We start from the raw sequence: 25,857 nt of genomic DNA, 5'->3' as shown, positions 1-25,857 counted from the left end.
CTTTTGACTAATAACTGAATTATCTGCGCATTAAGAGTCTATTGAGTTCAGGGTTGTTCCTGATTACTGATAGATAAAAAAGCTACTTTGGCAGCCGCTTGTTCAGCAGCTTTAATAGAGCGTCCCTTACCTTGACCTAACTGTTTACCGTGTAACCAAACTTCAGCAACAAAACGCTCTTGATTGCGGTGGGGTTGAGTAACTTCGACAACGCGATACTCTGGTAAAACTTTAAATTGTGCCTGAGTCCATTCTTGCAGGGCGGCTTTGTAGTTGAGTCTAGCTGGATCGAGACGAATTTCTGCTGCTAGTTGTTTGAAGTGAGGATCTAGCCAAGGACGGATCAGCTCGAGGTTGTGAGTGCTAAGATACAACGCACCCAGAACCGCTTCAAAAGCGTCTGCTAGCCGAGATTCTTGACCAACTTTATCAGCAGTAGCACTGCCAGCGACTAATAAATACAGTTCTAAACCATATTCTCTGGCTAATTGAGCGAGAATGCGATCGCTCACCAATACCGAACGAATTGCGGCAAAATCCCCCACTGGACAATCTGGATAATGTTCCCACAACACTACAGCCGCTACTAGCCGCACCACAGCATCGCCCACAAACTCCAGTTGCTCATAATTTGCTGACTCAGAGACAGTAGGATGAGTCAGCGCTAAGTCAAGCAGTTGCCATTGTATGGGTGCTTCCTTGGGTAGACCTAATTTTTTAACTAAATTTTCCAGCTGGCGCTGACGGCGTGGATAAGCAAGAGACATTCAATCACAAGGGGGGCAGGGGGGCAAGGGGGCAGGGGGGACAAGGAAGATGAGGGAGATGAGGGAGATGAGGGAGATCAATGCCCCATGCCCAATGCCCAATGCCCAATGCCCCATGCCCATTAACAAAAAAGGAAGAGAGCAGATCATAAGCCGGGTTCTGTTCCCTAATGTAGAGATGTTATTTTAACTTCCCTACAATGAGGGCGGTTATCTATCTGGGACGTTTGTTACCAAACGCCTCTAGCGGCTCTGTTTTTGCGGAACTGGTAAAAGACCAACCATAGTTCCTTTCGCCTTGCTCCCAACCGGGGTTTACCGAGCCAACGCCTCTCGACGTTGCTGGTGCGCTCTTACCGCACCTTTGCACCCTTACCAATTTGGTCATTTGTCCTTTGTCCTTTGTCCTTTGTGTTTTTACAAATGACATAATGACTATTGACTAATGACTAATTGGCGGTATCTTTCTGTGGCACTATCCTCACGATCGCTCGCACTGGACGTTATCCAGCAAGTTTGGTCTTTGGGGAGCCCGGACTTTCCTCAAACCGATGTTTGTGACCGATCTGCAACCGCCTGCCTCTACTCTCTCCCTAGATCCAGTGTAATCTTGGATGGCGTTGTGTGTCTGATTTGAATTACTTCTTTTTGTTCCAAGGTAGGGCGTATGTCCAAGGCAATTTCCTGATGGTGAAAGGACAATTGACTATACACATTGGTGGGACATTCACACCTGGGGCTAAACCGACACGTACTTCAGATAAGCGCAGCACTAACTGTAGCGAAAATTCTAACTGCTTTGTTCTATTAACAAAGTCGTTGTACAATTTTCTTTGCGCTTTGACAGGACTTTTTTGCAAAGCAGTGATATTGACTAGGGGTTGTTTTGCTGAGTAAGTGCCTGTGGCTGCATCACGCGCGAAAACATCTTCTGCTGTGACTACTGCTGAAAGGGTTTTCTTGGGAGCGATCAGACTAGGACTTTGCGGTACAGCCAAGTCACGGGTTAAGTCTGGTGATTTCCGGATGACTCGGCGTGATTGCTTGCTATGTTCGACGACTATCGAGCTATTATCCCAATCAACGTAGATGGCGAGATTGTCAGATTTATTTTCAATGCTAACTGACAATTCTTTCAATTCGTCAAATGAGTAAGAAGCGCTGAGTTTAAAAGAAATCCCTACTTGGTCTTGAAGATTTTGCTCTTTGAGTTGATCGTCAACTACGTTTTTTTGATGTTCAAATTTAATTTTGTCGTCAATCGATTCAATCATCAGATTAAAGATGTAAGTGACGCCGATGATATAAAGCGTCAAAACAATGAGATTTTGGTCGCCGTTCCCTCTCATAATTTAAAATATAGACTCCCTGGACTAAGTTTGTATATTTGCTCCATATTCATACCCTATATTTAATCTTGCTTGATCGTTACAGACTTTTCTAGCCAGCCCCGCCGCCAGAAAAAGAATAATAATCCACCTGCGATCGCCAGCATTATTGCCCAGCACATTGGGTATCCCCAGTACCAATTGAGTTCAGGCATATTATATGGTGATTTTTCAGTATTGAAGTTCATTCCGTAAATTCCCGCTACAAAAGTTAAGGGAATAAAAATTGACGAAACCACCGTTAGCAACTTCATAATTTCATTCATTTTGTTACTCACTGCTGACAGATAAACATCCATCAATCCTGATGTCAGTTCGCGATAAGTTTCTACCATATCAATTACTTGCACCGCATGGTCATAACAATCTCTAAGATATATTCGTACTTCGTCACTTATCATTTCACCGCTATCTCGCATTAAAGAACTCATCACATCCCGCTGCGGCCAGATGGCGCGACGCAGTTGTAGTAATTCTCGCTTAATTTTATAAATTTTTTGTAGTGTTTTCTGAGTCGGCTTAATTATGACTTCTTCTTCTAAATCTTCAATTTGCTCCCCGTAACGTTCTAACACAGGAAAAAAGCCATCAATAATTGCATCTAAGAGGGCATAAGTTAAATAATCTGCTTTTGATTTCCGAATAATTCCCTTAGATTTTTCAATTCGCGATCGCACTGCTTCAAAGCAATCATGCTCTGGTTCTTCCTGGACAGTGAGCAAATAATTTTTACCCAATATAAAGCTCACTTGTTCGCTATGAAAACCAAATGCATTCTCCTTCGGCACTACCATCCGAGCAATTATTAATAATTGGTCTTCATAGTCTTCTGTTTTCGGACGTTCTGGCACATTGACTATATCTTCTAAAACTAGAGGATGTAAATCAAAAATTTTACCGACTCTTTGCAATATGTCTTGATTTCCTAAACCCTGCACATCTACCCAAGTTACAGATGTTGTATCTAGATAAGGAACGCATTCTTCTGGAACTTCTATTTTTCGACGATTGTAGTCTTGTTGGTTGTAATCAATCAAAATTATTTCCGGATATTCCGCATTTTCATCAATAATTAAAGTTCCAGGTATATTTCCTGGTTGTTGATAAAATTCTTTGATCAATGAAGGCTTGATAACTTTACGATGACGGGGTATTTTGATGCCCATGTGGTTTTACCTTGAATAATTAGTCATTAGTCATTAGTCATTTGTTCATATCCAATAAGTCTCAACACCAGATTTTTGCGGATTGGCGATCGCCAAATACTCACCATTATCAATCATTGCTCACCACAACCAAATATTTAGGCATTGCCCACTTTACAAAATTAATCTAACATCCAACATTGGTTACCTATTCAAGCCGATATGATATCATTTCCTCACCTCTCGGTCAGAAGTGATATAAAAAACAGTTTGTCTTGGTTTAGACAAACTGCTTAATAAATCTTTATATGGGGAAAATATGGGTCAGCAGATATTAGAACATACCCATACCGCCCATACCGCCCATACCGCCCATACCACCCATACCGCCCATACCGCCATCAGCTGGAGCAGCGGGGGCTTTCTTCTCAGGCTTTTCGACAACCAGGGCTTCAGTGGTTAAGACTAAACCAGCGATAGAAGCAGCATTTTGCAAAGCAGAACGCACAACTTTGGCAGGGTCGATAATACCAGCAGCAATTAAGTCTTCAAATGCTCCAGTAGCGGCATTGTAGCCGACATTGAAGTCACTTTCCCGGACTCTGGAGACAATCACAGAACCTTCAGCACCAGCGTTGTCTGCTATTTGACGCAGGGGAGCTTCTAAAGCACGGCCGATGATATCAGCTCCTAGTTTTTCTTCTTCATCTTTTAGGCTATTTTTAATTGATTCTACCTTGGTGGACAGGTGAATCAAGGTTGTACCACCACCAGCAACAATACCTTCTTCTACGGCTGCTTTGGTAGCGTTCAAAGCATCTTCAATGCGTAGTTTGCGGTCTTTGAGTTCGGTTTCTGTGGCTGCACCCACTTTAATCACTGCGACACCACCAGCTAACTTGGCGATGCGTTCTTGCAGTTTTTCTTGATCGTAATCGGAATCTGTTTCTTCCAACTGCTTGCGAATTTGTGCAATTCGCTTTTGCACTTCTGGCTTGGTAGTACTGCCAGCTACAATTGTGGTGTTTTCTTTGTCGATAGTAATTTTGCGGGCGGTTCCTAAAGCTTCCAGAGAAGCAGTATCCAAGCTTAAGCCGATTTCTTCGGAAATCATCTGTCCATCGGTGAGAATGGCAATATCTTGCAGTAAAGCTTTACGGCGATCGCCAAATCCGGGTGCTTTGATTGCTGCTACGGAAAGGACACCCCGTGCTTTATTCACGACCAAAGTCGCCAAAGCATCTCCTTCTACGTCTTCTGCAATTACTAGCAAAGATTGACCTAAACGGGCAACCTTTTCCAGTACAGGAACTAAATCCTGGATGCTGCTGATTTTCTTATCGGTAATCAGGATGCGGGCATTTTCAAATTCTACCGTCTGCCGCTCGTTGTTAGTGATAAAGTAGGGGGAAATATAACCCCGGTCAATCTGCATCCCTTCTACCACTTCTAGTTCAGTTGTCAGGGACTTAGATTCTTCAACGGTAATTACGCCGTCTTTAGTGACTTTATCCATTGCTTCGGCAATCATACTGCCAACTTCTTCATCATTGCCGGCTGAAACCGTAGCAACTTGAGCGATCGCACTTCCTTCTACTGGCTTGGCTATCTTGGCAATTTCTTCTACCAGCGCCTCAACAGTCTTGTCAATTCCCCGTTTTAAGCTTATTGGATTGCTACCCGCTGCAACGTTCTTTAAACCTTCCCGGATTAAAGCCTGTGCTAAAACCGTGGCTGTGGTAGTACCATCACCCGCAACATCTTTTGTTTTAGATGCAACTTCTTGGATCAGCCTCGCACCTGTATTTTCCAAAGGATCTTCTAATTCAATTTCTTTAGCAACAGTGATACCATCGTTGACAATTTGAGGTGCACCATATTTTTTTTCTAAAAGAACATTACGGCCTTTTGGCCCTAGGGTGATTTTTACAGCATCAGCAAGAGCATTAACACCCCGTTCTAGGGCCCGCCGTGATTCTTCATCAAATGCAATAATCTTCGCCATGTTTCATTTCTCCAGCGCTTCCATTAGACAATTTAGCACTCACAGCGCCAGAGTGCTAACACCTTAAACTACTCAAATGATAAATACAGATAAAAAAATGAAACCAAATAGTCCAGAATCCAATGACCCTTGACCAATGACCCTTGACCAATGACCCTTGACCAATGACCCTTGACCATTAAGATGAATTTAGAAAACTCCCTTAAATCTTTAGGTATTGCTGACCCTAGCGGCACCGGCTGGTTGGCTGTAGTATTTACGTTTCTCTTGGCTTGGCTAGTAACATGGCGGTTAATGCCCACAGTACGCAAATTTGCCTTGCGGGTAGGTTGGGCTGACCAACCAAACGCCAGACGACTCAACCGAGAACCTTTGCCGAATGCAGGGGGGCTGGCTATTTATACAGGCGTGATTGCTGCACTGGTATTAGCTACTCTCTTACGACCAATCGAACTGCAAGGTGTATTAGCTCAAGTACTGACTATTCTCTTGGGAGGAACGATATTAGTTCTGGTTGGCTTTATTGATGACCAATTTGGCTTACCTCCTTCCGTGCGCATGTTTACTCAGATTCTCACAGCACTGTTGCTGTATGCGAATGGTATTAAAATTGAAATCGCTTTTGGCACACCAATAGACTCGTTTCTTTCCATCTCACTCACAGTATTTTGGGTAGTAGGAATTACCAATGCCATTAACTTAATGGACGGTATGGACGGTTTGGCCGGAGGGGTAAGTTTTATTACTGCCATGAGTTTGTTGGCGGTTTCTGCCCAAATTTCATATCGCGCCGCAGCCACCCTAGTACTGGCTGCACTGGGAGGTGCGGCCCTAGGCTTCTTGCGCCATAACTTCCACCCCTCACGCATCATTATGGGTGATTCCGGGGCCTACTTTTTTGGCTATGTGCTAGCGGCAACTAGTATTTTAGGTAAGCTCCAAGTAAATACAGTATTTTCCCTGATACCTACGGTTTTATTTTTGCTTTTACCAGTGTTGGATACTACGCAAGTAATTGTGCGCCGACTGATGGCGGGAAAAAACCCCATGAGTACTCCTGGTAAAGACCACCTGCACCATCGCCTGCTAGCTTGGGGATTCTCCCAACGTCGTGCTGCATATACTCTTTGGTCAATTACTTTGGTTTGTAATTTGTTGGCGATGAGAATGCAACATTTGACTTTGTTACAGATGGTAGCTACCACCATGAGCGTCATCTTGCTGATCGGCTTTACCATTTTGGGGAGACTACGAAAGGTAGAATGTATTTCCTGAGGAGGCAGGTGGGACTGTTAACTGTTGTACGGGCGGGTTCACAGATATCCTCACCGAGCAACAATGATCTAAATAAACCCGCCCCTACAGACTGTTGACAAATGACCAATGACACGCGCAGCGAGTAACTTTTTATGACGAAATTTGTAAATTTTGGCTAATGTGCTTGGAGCAATTAAAGTGGCGATCGCTTTTCACAATTTTCATCAGGCGATCGCCACTTAGATAATTTAAGGATAGAAGCTATGTATCGTCAGAATCGCAGAACGGCAAAGTCAAAAGGTTGTCATCCAGTTAATCAGATTTGTCCTATCTGTTGTCTTGTCCCGCCGCACATGCTCAAAGAAATCGCCAAACGTGGAAATACCCAACAGAGTGAATGGGCTTTTCAGAGTTTAACCCGTTCCGCAAGGATTCGCGGACAGCGTGATGTTTTGAGCCTGATACCAACAATGAAATCAACTGGAGAAAAGCGCCGGACGATTTATGATGCTAGTCAAGGTACAGAGCTTCCAGGTAAATTAGTACGTGGTGAAGGCGATCCTCCCAGCAAAGACCCAGCAGTCAATGAAGCCTACGATGCGGCTGGTGCTACTTTTGATTTTTACAAGGAAGTATATCAGCGAAATTCTGTTGATGATCGCGGTTTACGTTTAGACTCTACCGTTCACTACAGTCAGAATTATGACAACGCCTTTTGGGACGGTAATCAAATGGTTTACGGTGATGGTGATGGACAAATTTTTACTCGCTTCACCAAGTCAATTGATGTAATTGGACATGAATTAACCCACGGTGTTACTCAGTACGAAGCTGGTTTGGTCTATCAGAATGAACCAGGGGCGCTGAATGAGTCTATGTCTGATGTCTTCGGTTCCTTAGTCAAACAACGCGTCCTCAATCACACAGCAGACCAAGCCGACTGGATCATTGGTTCAGGTTTATTTGCACCTGGGGTCAAAGGTGTGGGGATTCGCTCCATGAAAGCACCAGGAACTGCATACGATGATTCTGTGTTGGGTAAAGACCCCCAACCAGCCCATGTAAAGAATTTATTCAGAGGAATTGAAGATAACGGTGGTGTGCATATCAATTCAGGTATTCCCAACCATGCTTTTTACCTAGCAGCAATAGAAATCGGCGGTTACGCTTGGGAAAAAGCCGGCAAAATCTGGTATGTCACCTTAAGAGATCGACTGCGTTCTCGGTCAAATTTTGCTAAGGCAGCACACCATACCATCTCCGTTGCAGGAGAATTATATGGTCAAGGAAGTAAAGAACAAAACGCCGTTCGTCATGCTTGGAAACAAGTGGGCGTAGAACCAGCACTGTTTGGATTCTAAGTTGGGCATTGGGCATTGGGCATTGGGCATTGGGCATTTATTATTTCCCCGCGTCTCTTTGTCTCTCCTATCTTCCTTGTCTCCCTTGTCACGCCACTTGCTACCCTGCGGGAAGCCGCTTTGCGTCTACAAGCCGGGAAACCCGTCCAACGCAGTGGCTCCTCCTTGTCCCATCAACTCCCCTGCCCCTTCTGCCCCCTGCCTTTCTTTGTACTAAGCCATTACCATACCGCCATCGACGTTAAACACTTGTCCTGTGATATAAGCGGCAGCAGGATCGGCGGCGAGGAAGCGCACCATACCAGCAATTTCTTCTGGTTGACCGTAGCGACCGAGGGGGATGTATTTGAGAATTTCTTCGGTGTTGCTGAGATTACTTGTCATGTCGGTGCTGATGAAACCAGGGGCGACAGCGTTAACAGTGATCCCGCGAGAAGCCAGTTCCTTGGCTACAGTTTTGGTAAAGCCGATAACACCTGCTTTAGCGGCGCTGTAGTTAGCCTGACCTGGGTTACCCATTTGTCCAGCAACCGAGGCAATATTGATAATCCGCCCAGAACGTTGCTTGAGCATGACTTTACTAGCAGAGCGCGTGCATAGAAAAACACCAGTAAGATTTAGGTCAATGACTGCTTGCCAATCTTCTGGCTTCATCCGCAAAAGTAATGTGTCGCGAGTAATACCTGCATTATTCACGAGAATATCGATGCGCTTAAACTTGTCAATGACGGTGTTGAATAGTAAATCAACTTGATCGCTTTTAGAAACATCAGATTGTAGTGCCAACGCCTGACCACCTGCGGCTGTAATTTCCGCCACTAAGCTATCAGCCGCAGCACTAGAACTAGCATAATTGATCACTACATTAGCTCCATAGCTAGCTAATTCCAGTGCGATCGCTCTGCCAATTCCTCGTGAAGCGCCTGTAATAATTGCAACTTGTCCCCGCAATTTTTGTAAATTCTCACTCAAAAGTTCCATGAAATATTTTTTGAATCACCGCGCTAATAATCTTAGGGCGATTTGTACCTTCAAAACTAAAGCTGCGTGTTAGGGATTTTTAGTTGAGGTTGTCAATGGTCATTGGTCATTGGTCAATAGTCAATGGTCATTGGTCATTGGTCATTGGTCATTGATCAAGAAATTCTAGACTCTAGACTCTTGACTCTTGACTATGGACTCTTGACTATGGACTCTTGACTATGGACTCTTGACTATGGACTTTTAAATTATTGTGCCATCAGGAATGACAGCATTTTTTAACACAACCACAATTCCACTACGGATATAAAAGCCCTGACTTTCGCGATCGGCTTCTTGTACATTGTCTTTATTGATAATTTTGACATTTCTACCGATGCGGGCGTTTTTATCAACAATGGCACGGCGAATTATTGTATCTGCACAAATGCCTACAGAAACCTCATCGCTGAACAAGTCACATTGGCGTTCGACAGATGGCTGGTAAAAATCAGCACCCATAATTAGGCTATCTTCGATGATGCTACCAGATTCAACTCGCGATCGCACGCCCAATACTGAGTGAGCGATGCGGCAATTTTTGAGCATACAACCTTCACCAATCAGTGATTGGGTGATTTGACAGTCTAACATCTTCGTGGGAGGCAAGTAACGAGCGCGGGTGTAAATTGGCGCTTCTTCATCATAGAAGCTAAAAGGCGGTTGGGGTTGCTCAGTCAAGGCTAAGTTGGCATTATAAAATGCCTCTATGGTTCCGATATCTTCCCAGTAACCATCAAACAAGTAGGCTTGAACGTTGTAATCTTTAGCAGCATCAGGAATGATCTCTTTACCAAAATCTGTACTTTCTACAGATTCTCGCAATAACTTGACCAAAACATCTTTTTTAAAGACATAAATCCCCATCGAAGCGATGTAGGGTTGGAATTGGGCTTGTTCTTTGCTCAATCCCAGAATGGTGGTATCGACGCGCATTTTTGCTAAAGCTTCGCCTTTGGGTTTTTCACTAAAGTCTATTACCCTACCGGATTGATCGATTTTCATCAAACCAAAATCGGAGGCGCGGCGGTCGTCGATGGGGATCACAGACAGAGTAATATCCGCGCCTGTTTCTCTATGGCGTTGGACAAATTCGCGGTAATCCATCCGATAGAGATGATCGCCTGAGAGAATCAAGTATTCTTCTGCATCCCATTCCTCTAACAGCCAGATATACTGACGCACGGCATCGGCTGTGCCTTGGAACCAGTTGGGGTTTTCCGGGGTTTGCTGTGCTGCCAATACTTCGACAAAGCCTTCGCTGAAGCCACTAAAATTGTAGGCACGAGCAATGTGACGATTCAGGGACGCTGAGTTGAATTGTGTCAGGACGTAGATTTTAAATATTTCGGAATTTATGCAGTTGCTGACAGGGATATCGATTAAGCGGTACTTCCCTGCAACTGGTACGGCTGGTTTTGCACGTAGTTTAGTTAACGGGTAAAGGCGAGTACCTGCACCACCACCGAGTATGATTGCTAAAACTTTTTTCACAAATTGTCTCCCGACTGCCTTTCAACTCTCACCTTCAGTTTATGACTGTATGTGGCAGCTGATAAGGGGGGATCGCAGATTCTGAAGCGTGAATTTTACAGAATGCTGTCGGTAATCAATGTCGCTGCCAATAAATACAGCATTAAGATTTGTGTATGATTCAGCACGTAACTAATTTAAGCGATCACTCCAGAAATTTCACTTATAAGTAAGCAGCTAAATCTAAAAACTCAGTTTATTTTCAGAAAATCGAACTTCGCACTTAGGACAAAATGCTGTTTTTATAGCTATAAAGAATACATAACCTTTACTGAGATTATTAAGAATAATTCTCAAATTCTCTGCACAAGTTTTAGGCTAAAAATTTAAAATTTAGGTGAGTGAACAAGTGCGATCGCCAAAAACATTAAACACTCAATTTCCGAAAATTTAACCGGGAATTAACTAAATGCAATTTTTGTGATAACTTCAGATGTTGCACCCAAGGTTGCTCAGATAGCTGGACAATAGCATTTGCAGAAAGAGTTGCTGTAAAAATATCTTTTCCCGGAGTCACACCACTGACACCTAAATTTTCCAGCACAGCAATAGCAGTTGAGTCTAAAACAGGTTCAGTATGGATAAACACTGTCAAACTTGGTGTTTCTGGGTTTTGGACTTCATTGAGTGCTGTTGCCAGGGCTGCGTCTAGTTTCTGATAATTCATAAGCAAATCCTTGGAAAGTGTGGCGGGTGATTCTTAACCACCCTATCACCAGGCTATCAAATTTATCGGTTTTCCTTAACTATCTTCGTACAGACGTAATCTACAGGTTACTACGTCTAATTACATATTTGCTGCGCTTAATGCATTTAAGTGGATTCATTTTTTCAGAGCGATCGCCTGCTGGAAAAATGTTTCTAAATGTTGTGTAGCAGTAGGATTGTCAAACAGAACGTTGCTGGAAAGTTTGAGCGCTTGACGAACTGAGTATCGCCAATCAATATCTAGCCCTAATCGCACAGCAATCTGAATATATTGCAAAGCATCATCGGCAATTGTCTGTGTGACACCGATGGCTTGCAAGAAACCATAGGAGTGACGCCCGCGCATAAACTCACCCGGACAAGTGACAATTGGTAAGTTACAGGCGATCGCATCCAGGGTTGTGTTCCCACCTGCCCAATCTAATGTATCTAAATATATGTCTGCTAAAGAAAGTAAGTCAAAGTAATCTTCACGGGGTAAAACCGGAGAAAATACACAATATTTTTGACTGTCTAATCCTACAGTTGCGAATGCGTGTTTAAGACGTTCTTGCGGAATCCCAGAACGGAGAAACATAAACTGAGCATTGGGAACTTGACGGGCAATTTCTGCATAAATGTAATCGTGTTGCGGTAGATATTTATAAGCAGCTTGACTAGAGATATAGACAATAGCATCTTCTCGTAATCCAAAAAATAATCGGTGGCGGCGAACTGGGTTGACTTTAATAGGAGGATAGGAAATTCCCACACCAGGCAAACGCACAAGCTTTTCGGTGTAGTGATCTTGTCCATTCACCGGTTCCATCAATTCGCTGGATAAAAAATAGTCAATGGTGGGTAATCCAGAAGTCACCGGTTGTCCCCAAGCCATACATTGAATCGGTGCTAAACGGAGTCCAGCAATACAAAGTGTTGTGGCATCCATTCCGATTTCGGGAAAAATTAACACATCAATTTGGTCATCAATAACTTGTTGACAAACTTGTTCTAAATTATTCGGCAAATGATAGAAATTTTGACTATATGACTGAAATAATTCAGTAGCAGCATCAATTTCATTTCCTATGTGGTATGAATAAATTGAAAATTTTTCCTGGTCTGCATATTTCAGCCAGTTTAAAAATAAAATTGTTCCGCTCCAACTACATAAAAAATAGGAAAGATAGCCAATTTTAATTCGCTGATTATTGCTACTAGCAGAAATCGGACGCGCCTGAATCCACTGTGGATAATTTGCCGCCATAATTTTGTGGACAAGCTGTCCATATTGCTGCTGTAGTAATACATCATTCTTTCCCTGATAAGCTAGAAAAAAGTTTGTATGATGGCTGATGCCGATGAAGGCTTTTTTATGGTCATCGGGGCTATTGAGAGTAATGTCTTGAATGAGTTTTTCTAGCCCATCCTCAAACCATCCTCGGTAAGTATCAATCTCCTCAGGAGTATGATAAATTCGTGGTAGCATCAGATGGCTTAACATCTTAAATATGTAATTATCAGGAAACTTCTCCGTAACCTGTTGAGCGAATTTCCGAGCTTCCAGATAATTTTGGCTGTGCTTGAGGTGAAGAATTAACCAAAAATAAAGCTCTTCTGCTTGCGGACAATTGTTAATACCGTTTTGTAATGTTTGAGTAGCTGATTGTATCTGACCAGTTTTAGAAAAAACCTCACTAAGTTTTAGATAATAGTCAATCTGGTGCGGACAACTAGATAAATACTTGCTGTAATATGGAATAGCGTTTTCGGGGAATTCACTAGCTGCGAAATAGTCACCCCATCTCTGCCAAGATTCTATCCGCGCAGCTTCATAAACATTTGGCTGAAAAATTTCTGACAAATTACATGTAGGGATGTGTGCAATTTCTAGCTGCTGGATGAGGTAGCTATTTTCGTTGTTAATGGGGATGCGAAAGTTAATTAATGATTTAATAATAGACCATTCATTTGTGGTTAACTGACCCGTAAGCCCGACATTTAGGTCTTCAGAGACAGTTTCCTCTAAGCTAAGTTGCAGAACTGTCTCAAACAGCAATGAGTTAGCATTATCTTGGAGTTCATCCCCTAAACTTTGGCTGTCGATTAGCAGTGTGATATCTTGTCTAGCTGGATGTGTGAACAGAGTTCTTAGAACATTTATCAAGTCTTCTGCGATCGCTGTTTCCAGATGAGACCAGTCAGGAAAAATAATAAAATTAATATCTCTTAATTCATTAATTAACATAGGGTTGCCATGACTAATAGCCAGTTGTCTTGCAGACAGCCACTACTATAGCAACCCGATATGATTTGTGAAAATTCGCGTTGTTGAAGAAGCCGACATCTCGCAGGCGGTTGCCTTTTTTGAAAAGCGATCGCCAGAACACCAAAAAATTGAAAACCCCCGGTTTTGATTTTGGGCAATTGTTTAATCTTGTTGACGTAACTGCCAAGCTACACCGCAAGCTGCTCCTGCGCCGGCTACCAAGCCAGTACTCATTCCTTGTATAGTTTTTTGTATGGGGTCTTGGGTCAAGCAATCACTGGTGACTGTTTTGGCTTCTAAGCACATATTGCTTTCTGCCCAGCTAGTAGTTCCTCCTAAGATTACACCTGCCAGACTACAGAAAACAACGAGTAGCAACAGGCGTTTAGTTTTTCTCTCCATATCAGGATGTGTTGAATAATTGCAGTTAGTAAATAATCCTCAACTACTTTACACATCTTCCGAGAGATTGTCAGCTGTCTCAACTTGTGTATTTAGAAGTATTAGTGACTGAAGACTGGGATAAATAAATACCTATGGGTCATTTTATGTTCATATAGAGGCGGCGATCGCTCTGATAAACGGTGGTTGGTAATTAGGGCAGGGAAACCCCTACAGGATCTTATTTTTAGGATGAGAGGAATTGGGCGATCGCATGAGTAGTCATTAACTATCTCATCAGCAACAAAAATCCCCAGCGATTTGAGCTGAGGCGAGAAGGAGAAGTCCAAATAATATGATGGGAGTTCGATACCGATGATAAAAATCTATATATCTCCTATGCAGAACGTGCAAAAGCTAAATCGCGTATTAGCTGTGTTCTGGAGAATAAGTAACTGTTTACAGAATTCATTTCTTCACTGCTAAGTGCTTGTTTGCTATCAAGCTGTCTCAGCAACTGGTTGACTAAATCTGAATCGCTGAGTCCAACAAGAGCACTTGTCTGAGTTTGCTCAACCACAGACCAAAGTTGACGCAATATTTTTGAGTTTACCAGGCATACGTTCATGACCACCACTCCAACTCTTGTGAATCCAACACAGTGTTGTGAAGAATCTAAAGAAAATATTAAATTAAAAATCTAAAGAAAATCTTAAATCTTACAAAACTTTACTATTTAGATGCAGATCTAAATTTATTGCCAATGGGGCATGGGGCATGGGGCATGGGGCATTGGGCATTAGGCAATAGTTATTTCTCCCCTGCCCCCTCATCCCCCGGTTGGTGAATCTCGACTCCGCTCGATTACCGCGAAGTCGTACTGCGTTCGCGCAGCGTCTCGTAGAGAAGCAGAACCCGCAGGGTACCACATCCCCCTCATCCCTAGCCCCTAGCCCCGCTAGTCAAACGTTGCTGGCTGTGAAACAATCGGTTCTGTGGCTACATCAGGCAAACCGATGCTGGTAATTAAATTACGCCATTCTCCCTGAAGCTTGCTATCTTCAGGATTTTTTAGACGCAGTTTTGCTAATGTTGTGAGTGTCTCGTACCAAATGCCATTTTGGGCATAAATGGCAGACTGTTGTTGAGGTTTAGCAGTTTCTAGCTGCTGGGCGATCGCATCTGTTAAATTAACTCGCTGGATCACTCCTTCCACATAAATTGGGGGCGATTGTTTTTCGCGATCGCACCAGATGTTGAAAAACCAGCGGTAGCGTTTACCCTGCGCTAATGGGGCAACGGTTTTAGGTAAAGCAACGCCGATGACTCCTGGTTGATCTGCCAGAGCGATCGCCGTTTCGTAAATATGGTTTTCGGCTTCATCTTGCAGGACAAACTCAGCAGGGAATGCCGAATTTTTTGCTAATGGTACATAAAACCAGAAAGTGGGGTGAGCCGCTGTCGTCAATCCCCAAACATCCATTTCTGTGGGAGTTTTCTGAGTAAAGGGTGCTAGGGCTGTGAGTTCAGGTTTAACTGCTGGACAAGTACCCCGCTTGGCTCCTCCTAAAACCCGTCCTCCAGGAGGCGGGTCTGGTGGCGGTGGCGGTGGAATGTATTGTATGGTTGTGTTGGAAGTCGCTATACTGCTAGGCTGTGCATTTACTGAATCTTTCCAGCTCGATATTTGACTAGCCAGCACAGTTGTGCATCCCACAGCTAGTACTATAGATAGCTTTACCGATTTTGAAATTGATTTCATAAAATTTACCGGGAATAAGCAGATGAAATCTCGGCACAATTTTGGTAATGCCTTAAATATTTTCCCGGATTAATCTGGAATTTGGAATTTTAAATTTAGAATTTGGTATTGAGATAGCACCAACTGTGCCGATCAATGATAAAGCTGAGGGTACAAAAGGCACCCAAACGCCCCAAATTAACAAACCAAAGCAGAATAAATATAAAACGCCGCCGCTGACGCTAACTGCTATGATTAACCCGGAAAGGGAAGGTAAGCGCCAAGCTAGCAATCCTCCAATTAAAGCCCAACTCCAAATCCAAATCAATTCCAGCCATAGTGACCAAACCCTTAACAACGGACGCCCATCTAGGACAGCACTGAGGATTTGGCTGATCATATGGGCTTGTACTATTACCCCTGACATTTGGTCATCTAAGTTATTTCCGTAGGGTGTAGCCCAGTAGTCTGGGAAATCGCCTTTGGCTGAGACACCAATTAAGACAATTTTGTCTTTGACGGCGCTGGGGTTTACCTGTCCGGATAACAATTGTGTGAGCGTCACCTGTTCGGCAATCTTTTTAGTGGAGCGATAGTTGAGTAAAAGTTGACCGCCATTGGCATCGATGCTTTGATAGCCACTAGCACGAGATGACAAGCGTGGCACAATAGTATTGCCCAGTTGCAACTGATTTTGGGCTGTGTATTTGGGCTGAAATCCTAATGGTACGAGGTAGCGAAATGCTAGTTGAGTACTTAGGGCATAAGACGCAGGACATAATGATGCGGCTTCTTGATTCATGAACAATAGATGGCGACGCACTACCCCATCGCGATCGTGAATGAAGTCGCTGAATCCTAAGCGATGTTGGGGAATTTCCTTTGGTGGGGCAATACCTTTTGTCTTTTCTGTGGTATCACTTCCCTTACAAACTCCAATCAAGTTTTCGGTCTGCTGTAGCAAGGGAATTAAATCTGGCTGTTCGGCGGGAAAATCGCGGTAGATATCTAAACCAATGACACGGGGTTGATACTCTTGCAGTTTGAGCAGTAGTTGCTTGAGAGATTGATCGGACAGAGAGGTTCCTTTTAATTCTTCGCGGTTGTGGCGTTGAATTGCCAGATCGCCATCGTCTATGGTTACCAATAGTAATCGGGAATCTGGGCCTTCATCAGGACGCGATCGCATCATCTGGTCATAGGCGATCAATTCTACATTTTGCAACATTCCCACAAATCTGACACCCCAAACTAAGGCACTCATCATCAGACTGGTAAATAGAACTCCCCGAAATCCGCGTTTGCTAAACAGAGGGGAAATTGTACTGAATTGTTTTTTGACACTTGTTATCCCCTGCCACGTTGATGGTGGTTGTCCTGGATTTTGGCAAATCACTGGTAACCAAGTCGCACAGGGAAATCGATCCTCCAACCCTTGCAGACGTTCCCGCGCTTGTCGCACTGATCGGTATAAAGATTCACCGCCAGCAAAACTACCGAGAAAATACTTTAAAAACTCCTGAGCTACCTGATCGGGTACAGGTTCTCGCATGATGATCATTTGGGGTATTTGCAAATCAGCGAGTTCTTGCGCCAGTCCCAATCCATCACAAGAGTTAAAAATTGCTAATTGTAAGCCGCCCTCAATCGCTTTTTTTAGGGCATATTTTAATTCGCTAATCGTCAGGCTATCGGTTTTATTTAAATAAATCCGCCCACTTGCATCTCTTCCCTGACTGGAACTGTGTCCGGCGAAGAAGAGAATATCCCAGTTTTTCTCCCACAGATGGTCAGTTAATTCTTTGCGTTCTGGTTCTACCAAGAAACAGACATTAGCATTTCGACAACGTTGCAATAGATCTTGGTCAGCCTTGGTGTCAATTCCCTGGCTATTACCGACAATTGCCAAAATATTCACCAATTTATTGGGGGTGCGTGGCTTTTGAACGCGCTCATAGCTTGGTGATGATAAGGCAATTTCTGCCTTTGGGTAGCGTTCTAACAAGTCCCAAAGATGCCAAGGTAATCGCTGCAATTGACTGTTTTCTGCTTGCAATATTACCCGCACCTCATCTGAGGGCATTAATTTTTCCAGCCATTTCTCCCTGAGGAGACGAAATTCCTCTGCTCGCAACCAGGTATTAAAACGTGCTCGTAAAATATGGGATGTGTTAAGACAGTCTTGTGTCATGGACACATTCGTTATCTGGACTTTATCTGCATCTAGACGATAACCGTTACCTAAACGCCGATAACTAGATTGCCAGTGGCTGTAGTATAAGGGTATTTCCGGACATGGAGGTAGTTTTCCCGTGATTTCTGTGGCGGGGCGATCGCATTCATCACCAATTTGCAGGGACACACCAAACCCTTGCTCAAAACTACCGTCTGCAAATTTCAGAATCACTAACTTACTCATGACAGTGGCTACCCTTTTACTGAAAATTCAAAGTCAAAATTCACAATAGTCAGCCTTGAATTTTGCTTTTTGAATTTTTAAACTCCCTTCTAGTATTCTGCCAGACAAATTTTGCGTAGTATGTAAGTACGTGCTTTAGCTTTATACTGACTACCTACTAGACAAAGTTCTTTTGGCTAAATAAAAGTATAGAATGTTACACTTGTACTGACAAGTGAGGAAGTAGCTGCACCTTTAGATCACAAACTGTTCTGTAATACTGATATCATTAAATGCGACCCTAACGCTAAATATTTCTCCAGCGTCACCTCGCAATTGCAACTGAATATAGTTATCGGCACTGCGAGCTTGAGCTTCTAGAAATACAGATCCGGAATCATCTAAAACTGTGAGTTGCACTCCTTGCGGTAGATAAATTTGATTACCTGTGGGGTGCAACTGGAGACGAATGCTAGTTTTTTCGTCAGTTTGGGGGCTAATATCCACAATCAACATTAAGGGTTTGTCAGCAATTTGGATTCCCAAATCGAGCAGCTTTGCCCTTCTTGTACCGGAATGAGGCTTGTTAGGCGCTTGTTGTTCAAAAAGTTCTGCACTCCGAAACGCGTAAGCTAGCCCTGCTTCTTGGGAATTTTGCAAAGCTTCAATACTTTGCCAACCTGATTCAAATATACCAGTCAACCACTGACGTAAATTTACACTTGTGCTGGTTGGAGATTGCCTAAGTTTACCTAGATGATCGATGAAAGCTTCTGGGGATTGCAGTTGACTCAAAGGCAGTTCTTCTGTAGTAACACTAGGAACAAAACCCAGTAACTTTGCTTCTTGTAAAGATTCGTCAATTTGTACAACTACATAACCTATCCGTTCTTCCCAAGTTTCTGGGGGAACGAAGCAGGTGTGTGCATAATTATCTACAGGGCGACATTCCAAACGACCAAGAGAAGGTATTGCTAAATCTGCGACATCTGCACATAGGCGGATCACAGGGTTCCAACTATCACTAGCTGTGAGTTCGGTAGCAATTTCCATCATTTGCAAGTATTCATTGACCACCCACACGGCTAGGGTGTTCAGTATAACTTGCTTTGCTTTTTCCGGAGTAGGCTGCTGATTGGCAAACATGAAAGCAGTTTTGCGTGCTAGTTGCGCGATTGGCAAAGGTACAGCGAAATTTTCTGGCTGATAGATAGCGTGAGTCATAAGTTTAGTTCCCAGTGATCGATGCTGCCATACACATATCGGCCGCATTCTCGTAATTTATGCCAAAAATCTAGAATTCTTAAGTTTTTGTGATCAAATATAAATTTTCATAATTTATCCTTGATAATACCCAGTTTTTTCGGTTGGGGATGAGGGGCTAGGGGCTAGGGCGTGTTTTCAAACCCCAAACGCCTTCAGGCTAAAGCCTGAGGCTACACGAACAAAGCCCACCTGCGTGGGCTAAAAAGCCTTATTTTTCGTAGTCCGCGCAGGCGGACTTTGTTGATATAGCCGCACCCTTTAGGGTGACGGCGACTTTGAAAACACGCCCTAGGGATGAGGGGAGTGTGGGGAACAGGAGAATGACAAATGACCAATGACAAATGACAAATGACAAATGACAAATGACAAATGACAAATGACAAATGACTAAAGCCAATTGCCAATTAAAACATAGGCAGACCAAAAACTGGGGGCGTTGTAGTTGGGATGTTGCAGCAATTGTAGCTGGGCGTAGCGCAGAGCTTGGGCTTTGGTAACTTTACCGCTTTTGAGCTGTTTATAGAAAGCACCGACAAATAAAGCTGTTGATTGATCGTCAATTTGCCACAGAGATGCTAAGGTACTGCGTGCGCCGGCTCTGACTGCGGCTCCGGCTAAACCTAGGGCGGCTCGGTTGTCTCCGGCTGCGGTTTGACAAGCACTTAACACTAATAATTCTACGGCTTGGGGTTTGCTTTCATCGCGACTGCGGAGCAGACTATCAAATTGGGTGACGTTAATCGGGCCATCAGCCGCTAAGATAAATGTATCTTCGGCGCGGGAACTAAACTGACCGTGGGTTGCCAGATGCACTATGTTGAAGGGAACGGTATTAACTTCTTTTTCTAGTGCTTTGCTGGTGAATTGCTCATCTAAAATACTGGTGGTGGAGACTCCAGATTTGGCAATTAAATCGACTTCAGATTTGATTGCTCTGAGGGCTGAAAAATTAGAGTACCCTGGTGGAGGTTCAGTGAGTCCGGCGGTGAGCGCTCGGATTTGCTGTTGGACTAGTGGTTTGGGATCGAGTAGTTGTAGTCCCACACTGAGAGCGATCGCATATTTCTCGATTAAATATTGCTTACCATCATAAAGAGATGCCATTGGTAAATTGCGTAAAGCTCCATCCAGTACAAACACCAGCGTATCTACCTGTTTGGAAAGTAATTCAGATTCAATCGGTTTGATCAACCAGTTATAAACTTGTTGCGATCGCTTTTTGATGGTGCTTTTTGCCGCAGGATTAACAATATTTCTCCGTAGTTCTAGCAGGGTGTTGTTGACTTCTGTTTCGGAAATTGTTGTGCTGTAATGCTGTAGAGGTTTTTTGGGAATTTTGACAATTACTTGTATCTCATTTTTTAGTATAATAGGATATATTACTGCCGCAGTAGCATTATCCTGGTCTACTATTTTATCTAAAGGCACACTATGACCAGAAAGACAAGCTTCGCGAAAGAAGTTATCTAATTCTGCTAACTGTAAAGCCTCAATGCGCTGGCGTGCTTTATCTAATGTTTGTTCATCTGGTTTTCCGCCTTGGGATTGCAGCAATAATTCTACTGACTGTCGATAGACTGGTTCTACACTGTCGCGGAAACTGAATTGCACATCTTGATTGATTGCAACTAAGTCAAGGCGCAGAAGTTGGAGAGTATCTACTGCTGCATCATAAGCGGCAATGGCTCCTTTGATATCTTTTTGCGCCCAGAGTAATCTTCCTAGTTGCCAATCTACCCGATAGACAATTTCCGGTGCATTACTTGTCTGAGCTAATACTAAAGCTTGCTGAGTCAGCTTTTGCGCCTCTGACCACTGTTTTGTCTGCTCATATAAATTCCCTAAACTCAAGAGTGCATAAGCCTCTGTTTGTTGATCCCCCAAACTGCGAGATTGTGCAATGGCTTGAGCAAGTATTTTGGCGACATCTTGAGAATTAATTTCTAAGTAATGAATACTCAGGATTGAGCCTTGAGAACTCGTTGATGAGGATTGAATTGTTGATTGAGAATAGTTACTCAGTAATTTGTTGAGGCTTTGAGCAAAGTTAATTTCGGCGTAGATAGTAGCGCGGCTGGTGGGGAGTTGTGCCAATTGTGATTGAATTGATGGTATGAGGGTGAGAGCTGCTGTTAATTCGCCATCTTCGATCAGTAAACTGAGGTGATTGAGCTGTGCTTGGACTTTTGTTAGGGGTGAGGGCGATAATTCAACAGCTTTTTGATAAAAGGCGATCGCATCTGATTTTTGCTTCTGTGTTTTGGCATTGTTCCCCAAGCTAAAATAAGTTGCGCCGATATCTGCATTTGCTGGCATACTTTCCGCAATCTTCAGGCTTTGCTGTAAGATAGTCCGAGACTTTTCCCCATAGCCCATTGCTAACAGCGTATCTCCCAGCGATCGCAATCCCACCGCCTTAGCGATTGAGCCTGGATCTAATTGTAGCTTTTTTTCTAGATATGTCAGTATTTCTACAGAACGACGATAAGACCCTTTACTCCGCCACGCCTGTGCTTGGTTAATCAGCGATTTCACCACGCCATCTTGATTTTTTAATTGAGTATAAAATTTTTCTGCTTGCTGCCAAGTTACTAAAGCCGCCTCCGCTTGTCCTGTAGATATTTGCCAGCGTCCTTGAATCTCTAGCAATTGGGCAAATAATAACAAATTTTGGTTTTTTGGGGATTTTTGCAGCAAATTCAAGCTATCTGTAATTGCTTGCTGAGCTTGGTTCCATTTACCGAGTTGCTGGTAAGCGAGGGAAAGATTACCCAAAGTTGCAGCTAAGCCCAGAGTATCGCCTTGATTTTGGTAAACTTTCACTGCTTGCTGTAAAATCTGCACCGCCTCAGCAAACCTTCCTGCATTGTAAAGCAATTTACCCTGCTGAAATAAAGAATCAGGGGTAGCAATTTGGTTAAGTATGGTTTGAGGGGAAGCATTGAATCCGGGAACCGCCGCTATAATTGGAGTATTGAGGCTACACAGCAAAGCCATGAGAAAGTAAAACAGCAGCCGGAAAAATTTGCAATTGTGCCTGTGAATTTTGATCAAATTTGGCAACGACAATTGAGATACTTTCACCATAGGATCAATGTCAGCCTATTCAAGGGGAGTCTGCATTCAAATCCTACCGGAGCCGATGCGATCGCACAATCTTGAGAAATTAGATCCCCACAAGCAAACGCACCCACAATTAAGAGATAAAAATCCCTAGTTCCCCTAACCCCTAGTCCCTAGCCCTGGTTCCCCTCATGTTCCCTAATGACGAATTAGCAAGACTCCAAGCCCTCCGCGAGTACCAAATTCTCGATACAGAACCAGAAAAAGCCTACGACGATATTGCCCAGTTAGCTGCATTTATTTGTGGTACTCCCATCGCTTTAGTAAATTTCATTGCGGAAAACCGTCAGTGGTTTAAAGCGAAATTAGGTCTGGATGTACGGGAAATGCCGCGAAATGTGGGTTTATCTTACCTTTGCTTCCAGAAACAGGACATGGTGGTGGTAGCGGATACATTAGCTGATGCAGAGTTAGCAAAAAATCCAATAGTAGCCGCCTATCCATTTGTGCGATTTTATGCAGGAGTACCGCTGGTCACTCCCAAAGGTGATATGCTAGGCACACTCTGCGTCATTGATCATGTGCCACGAGAACTAAACAACACACAAGTAGAAGCACTTCAGGCTCTCGGTCGTCAGGTAATCGACCAATTAGAGCTAAGACGTAACTTAGCTGAGTTATCCCGTGTTTCCGAGGAACAAAAACAAGTAGAAGCCGCACTGCGGCGCAGTCAGCAAGAACTTACAGATTTTGTCGAAAATGCTACTGTCGGGATGCACTGGGTAGAGGCAGATGGCACAATTGCTTGGGCAAATCAGGCAGAACTTGAGCTTTTAGGCTACACCCGTTCTGAGTATATCGGACACTCTATTACTGAGTTTCATGTTGATCAAGATGTGATCGACGACATTCTGCAAAGGTTGAGGAGAAATGAAACTTTACATAATTATGAAGCCAGATTACGTTGCAAGGATGGATCGATTCGTTATGTTCTGATTCACTCAAATGTGTATTGGGAAGAGGGAAAGTTTATCCATACGCGGTGTTTTACGCGAGATATTACCGAACGCAAACAAGTAGAAGCCGCTTTGAAAGAAAGCGATCGCCGACTAAAATTAGCATTGCAAGCCGCTAAATTTGGCTCTTGGGAGTTGAATTTAGCTACAGGAGAGTTAACTTCATCTCAGCAATGTAAAGCTAACTTTGGTCTGCCGGAGTCAGTTGAGTTGACCTTTGATAAATTAATACAATGCATCCATCCTGATGATCGCACCTACATGCAAGATTGTGTACAACAAGCTCTCGCAACCGATAGCGATTATGAGGCAGAGTACCGCAATATTTGGCCTGATGGTAGCATTCATTGGGTATTAGCCAGAGGTGTAGGAATATACGATGATGATGGTAATCCCACGCGGATGATTGGTGTGACACTCGATATCACCGCCCGCAAGCAAGCAGAACAAGCATTACAGGAGAGCGAACAACGTTGGCAATTAGCCTTACAAGGTAATAATGATGGTATTTGGGATTGGAACCTGCAAACTAATGAAGTATTCTTTTCTACTCGCTGGAAAGAAATGCTCGGTTATGAAGATCATGAAATTGCCAATCATATCGATGAATGGTCTAAACGAGTCCATCCGGAAGATTTAGACTGGGTCTTAGCAGAAATTCGGGATCACTTTGACAAGAAAACGCCTTATTACGTCACTGAGCATCGAGTTCAATGCAAAGATGGCAGCTATAAATGGATTTTAGATCGGGGACAGGCGCTGTGGGATAGTACAGGTAATGTCGTGCGCATGGTAGGTTCTCATACCGATATTAACGATCGCAAGCGAGTAGAAGAAGAAATCAAACGGCAAAATCTGCGATCGCAATTGTTTTCAGAAATTACCTTGAAAATCCGTGAATCTTTACAAATAGATGATATTCTTCAAACTACGGTAAATGAAATTCAAAAATTACTCCATGCTGACCGAGTTTTGATTTTTCGCCTTTGGCTAGATGGTTCGGGAACAGTGGTACAAGAAGCTGTGTTACCAGGTTGTTCTGTAATGCTAGCACAGAATATTCTTGAACCCTGCTTTGGACAAGATTACTTAGAAAAATATCGTCAAGGCAGAGTCAGTGCAATTACAGATGTTGCCAAAGCTGATATTGGAGAATGCCACCGTGAATTCCTACAACAGCATGGTGTCCAAGCTAACCTGGTAGTGCCAATTTTAATTAGGGATGGAATTTGGGGCTTATTGATTGCCCATCAATGTCATCATCCCCGTGAGTGGAACAGTTTTGAACTAGATTTGTTGCAACAACTAGCCAATCAAATTGGTATAGCCCTATCCCAAGCACAACTCTTAGAGCAAGAAACCCGCCACTCTCAAGAACTAGCTCGTTCCAATGGCGAATTAGAACAGTTTGCTTATATTGCTTCCCATGACTTGCAAGAGCCATTGCGGATGGTGATTAGTTATTTACAACTATTAGAGCAAAGATACAAAAATCAATTAGATGCTCGTGCAGATGAGTTCATTAGCTACGCTGTCGATGGGGCACAGCGGATGCAAACCTTAATCAACGATTTGTTGAATTATTCCCGCGTCAGTACCAGGGCACAACCTTTTAAATTAGTAGATTGTAATACAGTTTTAGCCAGAGCGATCGCCAATTTGCAAATAGCCATCCAAGAAAGTCATGCAGTTATTACCAGCGATGCTCTCCCCGAAGTTAGAGCCGATACTACTCAATTAGTACAAGTATTGCAAAACTTGATTGGCAACGCCATTAAATTTCGTCGGCAAGAACCACCTCAAATTCACATTACAGCCATTAGGAATACTTTAGAATCAAATCAAGAAAATTCCCATCTCACCCCAGTAGAAAACGAATGGTTGTTCTCAGTCCGCGATAATGGAATTGGTTTAGAATCTCAGTATGCTGAAAGAATTTTTGTCATCTTTCAGCGGTTACATAGTCGAAGTAAGTATCCGGGTACTGGAATTGGTCTGGCAATTTGTAAGAAAATTATAGAACGCCACGGCGGTCGCATCTGGATGGAGTCGAAACCGGGTGAAGGCTCGATTTTCTACTTTACCATTCCAGATCACACAGGAAAGCAATGGTGAACAATCGATCAGCGTTTATGCCTATCGAGGTGTTGTTAGTAGAAGACAATCCCGGCGATGCGCAACTGACGCGCATCGCCTTGGAAGATAGCAAAATCTCGGTGAATTTGAATGTCGTTGAAGATGGGGTAGAAGCTATGGCTTTCTTGCGGAAACAAGATAAATATGCTAAAGTACCACATCCCGATATTGTGCTACTTGATTTAAACCTACCAAAAAAAGATGGTCGGGAAGTCCTAGCAGAAATCAAAGGTGACGCAAATCTCAAAAGAATTCCTGTAGTTGTGCTGACAACTTCCCAAGCCGAAGAAGATATTCTCAAAGCCTATAATTTAGCTGCCAACTGTTATATAACTAAACCAGTTGACTTCGATCAGTTCGTTAAAATTATCCGCTCTATAGAAAACTTTTGGTTTGCGATCGTCAAACTGCCACCGGAGTAATT

Annotated in this window: 18 protein-coding genes and 1 other RNA gene; 4 read left to right on the top strand and 15 right to left on the bottom strand. The window is 43.3% G+C overall.

Annotated features, from left to right (window positions below; translation table 11 throughout):
* Positions 1-47: 47 nt before the first annotated feature.
* The 5 genes from rnc to groL form a co-directional block, all read right to left on the bottom strand.
* Positions 48-767, bottom strand: a complete 720-nt coding sequence (gene rnc, locus AACU32_RS26360) for a ribonuclease III (protein ID WP_096604129.1) — start codon at positions 765-767, stop codon at positions 48-50.
* 133 nt (positions 768-900) lie between these two features.
* Positions 901-1,357, bottom strand: an RNA gene (gene rnpB / locus AACU32_RS26355) — RNase P RNA component class A.
* Positions 1,358-1,405: 48 nt separating this feature from the next.
* Entirely contained in the window at positions 1,406-2,116 is a 711-nt protein-coding gene (locus AACU32_RS26350; protein WP_096604128.1) for a hypothetical protein, read from the bottom strand.
* Between the two features lie 62 nt (positions 2,117-2,178).
* Positions 2,179-3,321: a magnesium/cobalt transporter CorA gene (gene corA / locus AACU32_RS26345; protein ID WP_096604127.1), complete on the bottom strand. Its 1,143-nt coding sequence runs from the start codon at positions 3,319-3,321 to the stop codon at positions 2,179-2,181.
* 313 nt (positions 3,322-3,634) lie between these two features.
* Positions 3,635-5,305, bottom strand: coding sequence for a chaperonin GroEL (gene groL, locus AACU32_RS26340; protein ID WP_096604126.1), 1,671 nt, complete (start codon positions 5,303-5,305; stop codon positions 3,635-3,637).
* Positions 5,306-5,488: 183 nt separating this feature from the next.
* Between groL and AACU32_RS26335 the strand changes: the two genes are divergently transcribed.
* Both AACU32_RS26335 and AACU32_RS26330 read left to right on the top strand, forming a co-directional pair.
* Positions 5,489-6,580 carry an MraY family glycosyltransferase gene (locus tag AACU32_RS26335; RefSeq protein WP_096604125.1) on the top strand — a complete coding sequence of 364 codons (1,092 nt, stop codon included), beginning with the start codon at positions 5,489-5,491 and terminating at the stop codon, positions 6,578-6,580.
* A gap of 245 nt (positions 6,581-6,825) precedes the next feature.
* Positions 6,826-7,923 carry a M4 family metallopeptidase gene (locus AACU32_RS26330; RefSeq protein WP_096604124.1) on the top strand — a complete coding sequence of 366 codons (1,098 nt, stop codon included), beginning with the start codon at positions 6,826-6,828 and terminating at the stop codon, positions 7,921-7,923.
* A gap of 213 nt (positions 7,924-8,136) precedes the next feature.
* On the opposite strand, the gene fabG is transcribed toward AACU32_RS26330, so the two are convergent.
* The 10 genes from fabG to AACU32_RS26280 all read right to left on the bottom strand — a co-directional run bounded on the left by fabG (position 8,137) and on the right by AACU32_RS26280 (position 22,305).
* On the bottom strand, positions 8,137-8,904 hold the full coding sequence (gene fabG / locus AACU32_RS26325; protein ID WP_096604123.1) for a 3-oxoacyl-[acyl-carrier-protein] reductase: 768 nt from the start codon (positions 8,902-8,904) through the stop codon (positions 8,137-8,139).
* 243 nt (positions 8,905-9,147) lie between these two features.
* Positions 9,148-10,437 carry a glucose-1-phosphate adenylyltransferase gene (locus tag AACU32_RS26320; protein WP_096604122.1) on the bottom strand — a complete coding sequence of 430 codons (1,290 nt, stop codon included), beginning with the start codon at positions 10,435-10,437 and terminating at the stop codon, positions 9,148-9,150.
* Positions 10,438-10,843: 406 nt separating this feature from the next.
* Positions 10,844-11,143, bottom strand: coding sequence for a hypothetical protein (locus AACU32_RS26315; RefSeq protein ID WP_096604121.1), 300 nt, complete (start codon positions 11,141-11,143; stop codon positions 10,844-10,846).
* 156 nt (positions 11,144-11,299) lie between these two features.
* Positions 11,300-13,411, bottom strand: coding sequence for an O-linked N-acetylglucosamine transferase, SPINDLY family protein (locus AACU32_RS26310; RefSeq protein WP_096604120.1), 2,112 nt, complete (start codon positions 13,409-13,411; stop codon positions 11,300-11,302).
* A 183-nt stretch (positions 13,412-13,594) separates the two neighbouring features.
* Entirely contained in the window at positions 13,595-13,834 is a 240-nt protein-coding gene (locus AACU32_RS26305; protein WP_096604119.1) for a hypothetical protein, read from the bottom strand.
* A 376-nt stretch (positions 13,835-14,210) separates the two neighbouring features.
* Positions 14,211-14,441 carry a hypothetical protein gene (locus tag AACU32_RS26300; RefSeq protein WP_339378288.1) on the bottom strand — a complete coding sequence of 77 codons (231 nt, stop codon included), beginning with the start codon at positions 14,439-14,441 and terminating at the stop codon, positions 14,211-14,213.
* Positions 14,442-14,771: 330 nt separating this feature from the next.
* Positions 14,772-15,575, bottom strand: coding sequence for a DUF928 domain-containing protein (locus tag AACU32_RS26295; RefSeq protein WP_096604117.1), 804 nt, complete (start codon positions 15,573-15,575; stop codon positions 14,772-14,774).
* A gap of 52 nt (positions 15,576-15,627) precedes the next feature.
* Positions 15,628-17,973 (bottom strand): CHASE2 domain-containing protein, encoded by a 2,346-nt coding sequence (locus tag AACU32_RS26290; RefSeq protein WP_096604116.1) that lies wholly within the window; start codon positions 17,971-17,973, stop codon positions 15,628-15,630.
* A gap of 234 nt (positions 17,974-18,207) precedes the next feature.
* Positions 18,208-19,176, bottom strand: a complete 969-nt coding sequence (locus AACU32_RS26285) for a DUF1822 family protein (protein WP_096604115.1) — start codon at positions 19,174-19,176, stop codon at positions 18,208-18,210.
* Positions 19,177-19,605: 429 nt separating this feature from the next.
* Complete coding sequence (locus tag AACU32_RS26280) at positions 19,606-22,305, bottom strand: CHAT domain-containing protein (RefSeq protein ID WP_096604114.1); 2,700 nt, start codon at positions 22,303-22,305, stop codon at positions 19,606-19,608.
* A 167-nt stretch (positions 22,306-22,472) separates the two neighbouring features.
* Here AACU32_RS26280 and AACU32_RS26275 point away from each other — a divergent pair, with 167 nt between their 5' ends.
* Positions 22,473-25,412 (top strand): PAS domain-containing protein, encoded by a 2,940-nt coding sequence (locus AACU32_RS26275; RefSeq protein ID WP_096604113.1) that lies wholly within the window; start codon positions 22,473-22,475, stop codon positions 25,410-25,412.
* Positions 25,406-25,855, top strand: a complete 450-nt coding sequence (locus AACU32_RS26270) for a response regulator (protein WP_445223193.1) — start codon at positions 25,406-25,408, stop codon at positions 25,853-25,855. The genes AACU32_RS26275 and AACU32_RS26270 overlap by 7 nt, the downstream gene beginning before the upstream one ends.
* Positions 25,856-25,857: the final 2 nt, after the last annotated feature.

It is taken from the genome of Calothrix sp. NIES-2100 (assembly GCF_963875285.1).
In the GTDB taxonomy this organism is placed as follows: Bacteria; Cyanobacteriota; Cyanobacteriia; order Cyanobacteriales; family Nostocaceae; genus Aulosira.
The sequence above is the reverse complement of the archived record's forward strand: the minus strand, read 5'-3'. Positions and strand labels throughout refer to the sequence as shown.

What these genes read in the sequence shown, in the direction of transcription:
- rnc (WP_096604129.1), bottom strand. Translation starts at nt 767, where the DNA reads ATGTCTCTTGCTTATCCACGCCGTCAGCGCCAGCTGGAAAATTTAGTT.
- AACU32_RS26350 (WP_096604128.1), bottom strand. Translation starts at nt 2,116, where the DNA reads ATGAGAGGGAACGGCGACCAAAATCTCATTGTTTTGACGCTTTATATC.
- corA (WP_096604127.1), bottom strand. Translation starts at nt 3,321, where the DNA reads ATGGGCATCAAAATACCCCGTCATCGTAAAGTTATCAAGCCTTCATTG.
- groL (WP_096604126.1), bottom strand. Translation starts at nt 5,305, where the DNA reads ATGGCGAAGATTATTGCATTTGATGAAGAATCACGGCGGGCCCTAGAA.
- AACU32_RS26335 (WP_096604125.1), top strand. Translation starts at nt 5,489, where the DNA reads ATGAATTTAGAAAACTCCCTTAAATCTTTAGGTATTGCTGACCCTAGC.
- AACU32_RS26330 (WP_096604124.1), top strand. Translation starts at nt 6,826, where the DNA reads ATGTATCGTCAGAATCGCAGAACGGCAAAGTCAAAAGGTTGTCATCCA.
- fabG (WP_096604123.1), bottom strand. Translation starts at nt 8,904, where the DNA reads ATGGAACTTTTGAGTGAGAATTTACAAAAATTGCGGGGACAAGTTGCA.
- AACU32_RS26315 (WP_096604121.1), bottom strand. Translation starts at nt 11,143, where the DNA reads ATGAATTATCAGAAACTAGACGCAGCCCTGGCAACAGCACTCAATGAA.
- AACU32_RS26310 (WP_096604120.1), bottom strand. Translation starts at nt 13,411, where the DNA reads ATGTTAATTAATGAATTAAGAGATATTAATTTTATTATTTTTCCTGAC.
- AACU32_RS26305 (WP_096604119.1), bottom strand. Translation starts at nt 13,834, where the DNA reads ATGGAGAGAAAAACTAAACGCCTGTTGCTACTCGTTGTTTTCTGTAGT.
- AACU32_RS26300 (WP_339378288.1), bottom strand. Translation starts at nt 14,441, where the DNA reads ATGAACGTATGCCTGGTAAACTCAAAAATATTGCGTCAACTTTGGTCT.
- AACU32_RS26295 (WP_096604117.1), bottom strand. Translation starts at nt 15,575, where the DNA reads ATGAAATCAATTTCAAAATCGGTAAAGCTATCTATAGTACTAGCTGTG.
- AACU32_RS26290 (WP_096604116.1), bottom strand. Translation starts at nt 17,973, where the DNA reads ATGAGTAAGTTAGTGATTCTGAAATTTGCAGACGGTAGTTTTGAGCAA.
- AACU32_RS26285 (WP_096604115.1), bottom strand. Translation starts at nt 19,176, where the DNA reads ATGACTCACGCTATCTATCAGCCAGAAAATTTCGCTGTACCTTTGCCA.
- AACU32_RS26280 (WP_096604114.1), bottom strand. Translation starts at nt 22,305, where the DNA reads ATGGTGAAAGTATCTCAATTGTCGTTGCCAAATTTGATCAAAATTCAC.
- AACU32_RS26275 (WP_096604113.1), top strand. Translation starts at nt 22,473, where the DNA reads ATGTTCCCTAATGACGAATTAGCAAGACTCCAAGCCCTCCGCGAGTAC.
- AACU32_RS26270 (WP_445223193.1), top strand. Translation starts at nt 25,406, where the DNA reads ATGGTGAACAATCGATCAGCGTTTATGCCTATCGAGGTGTTGTTAGTA.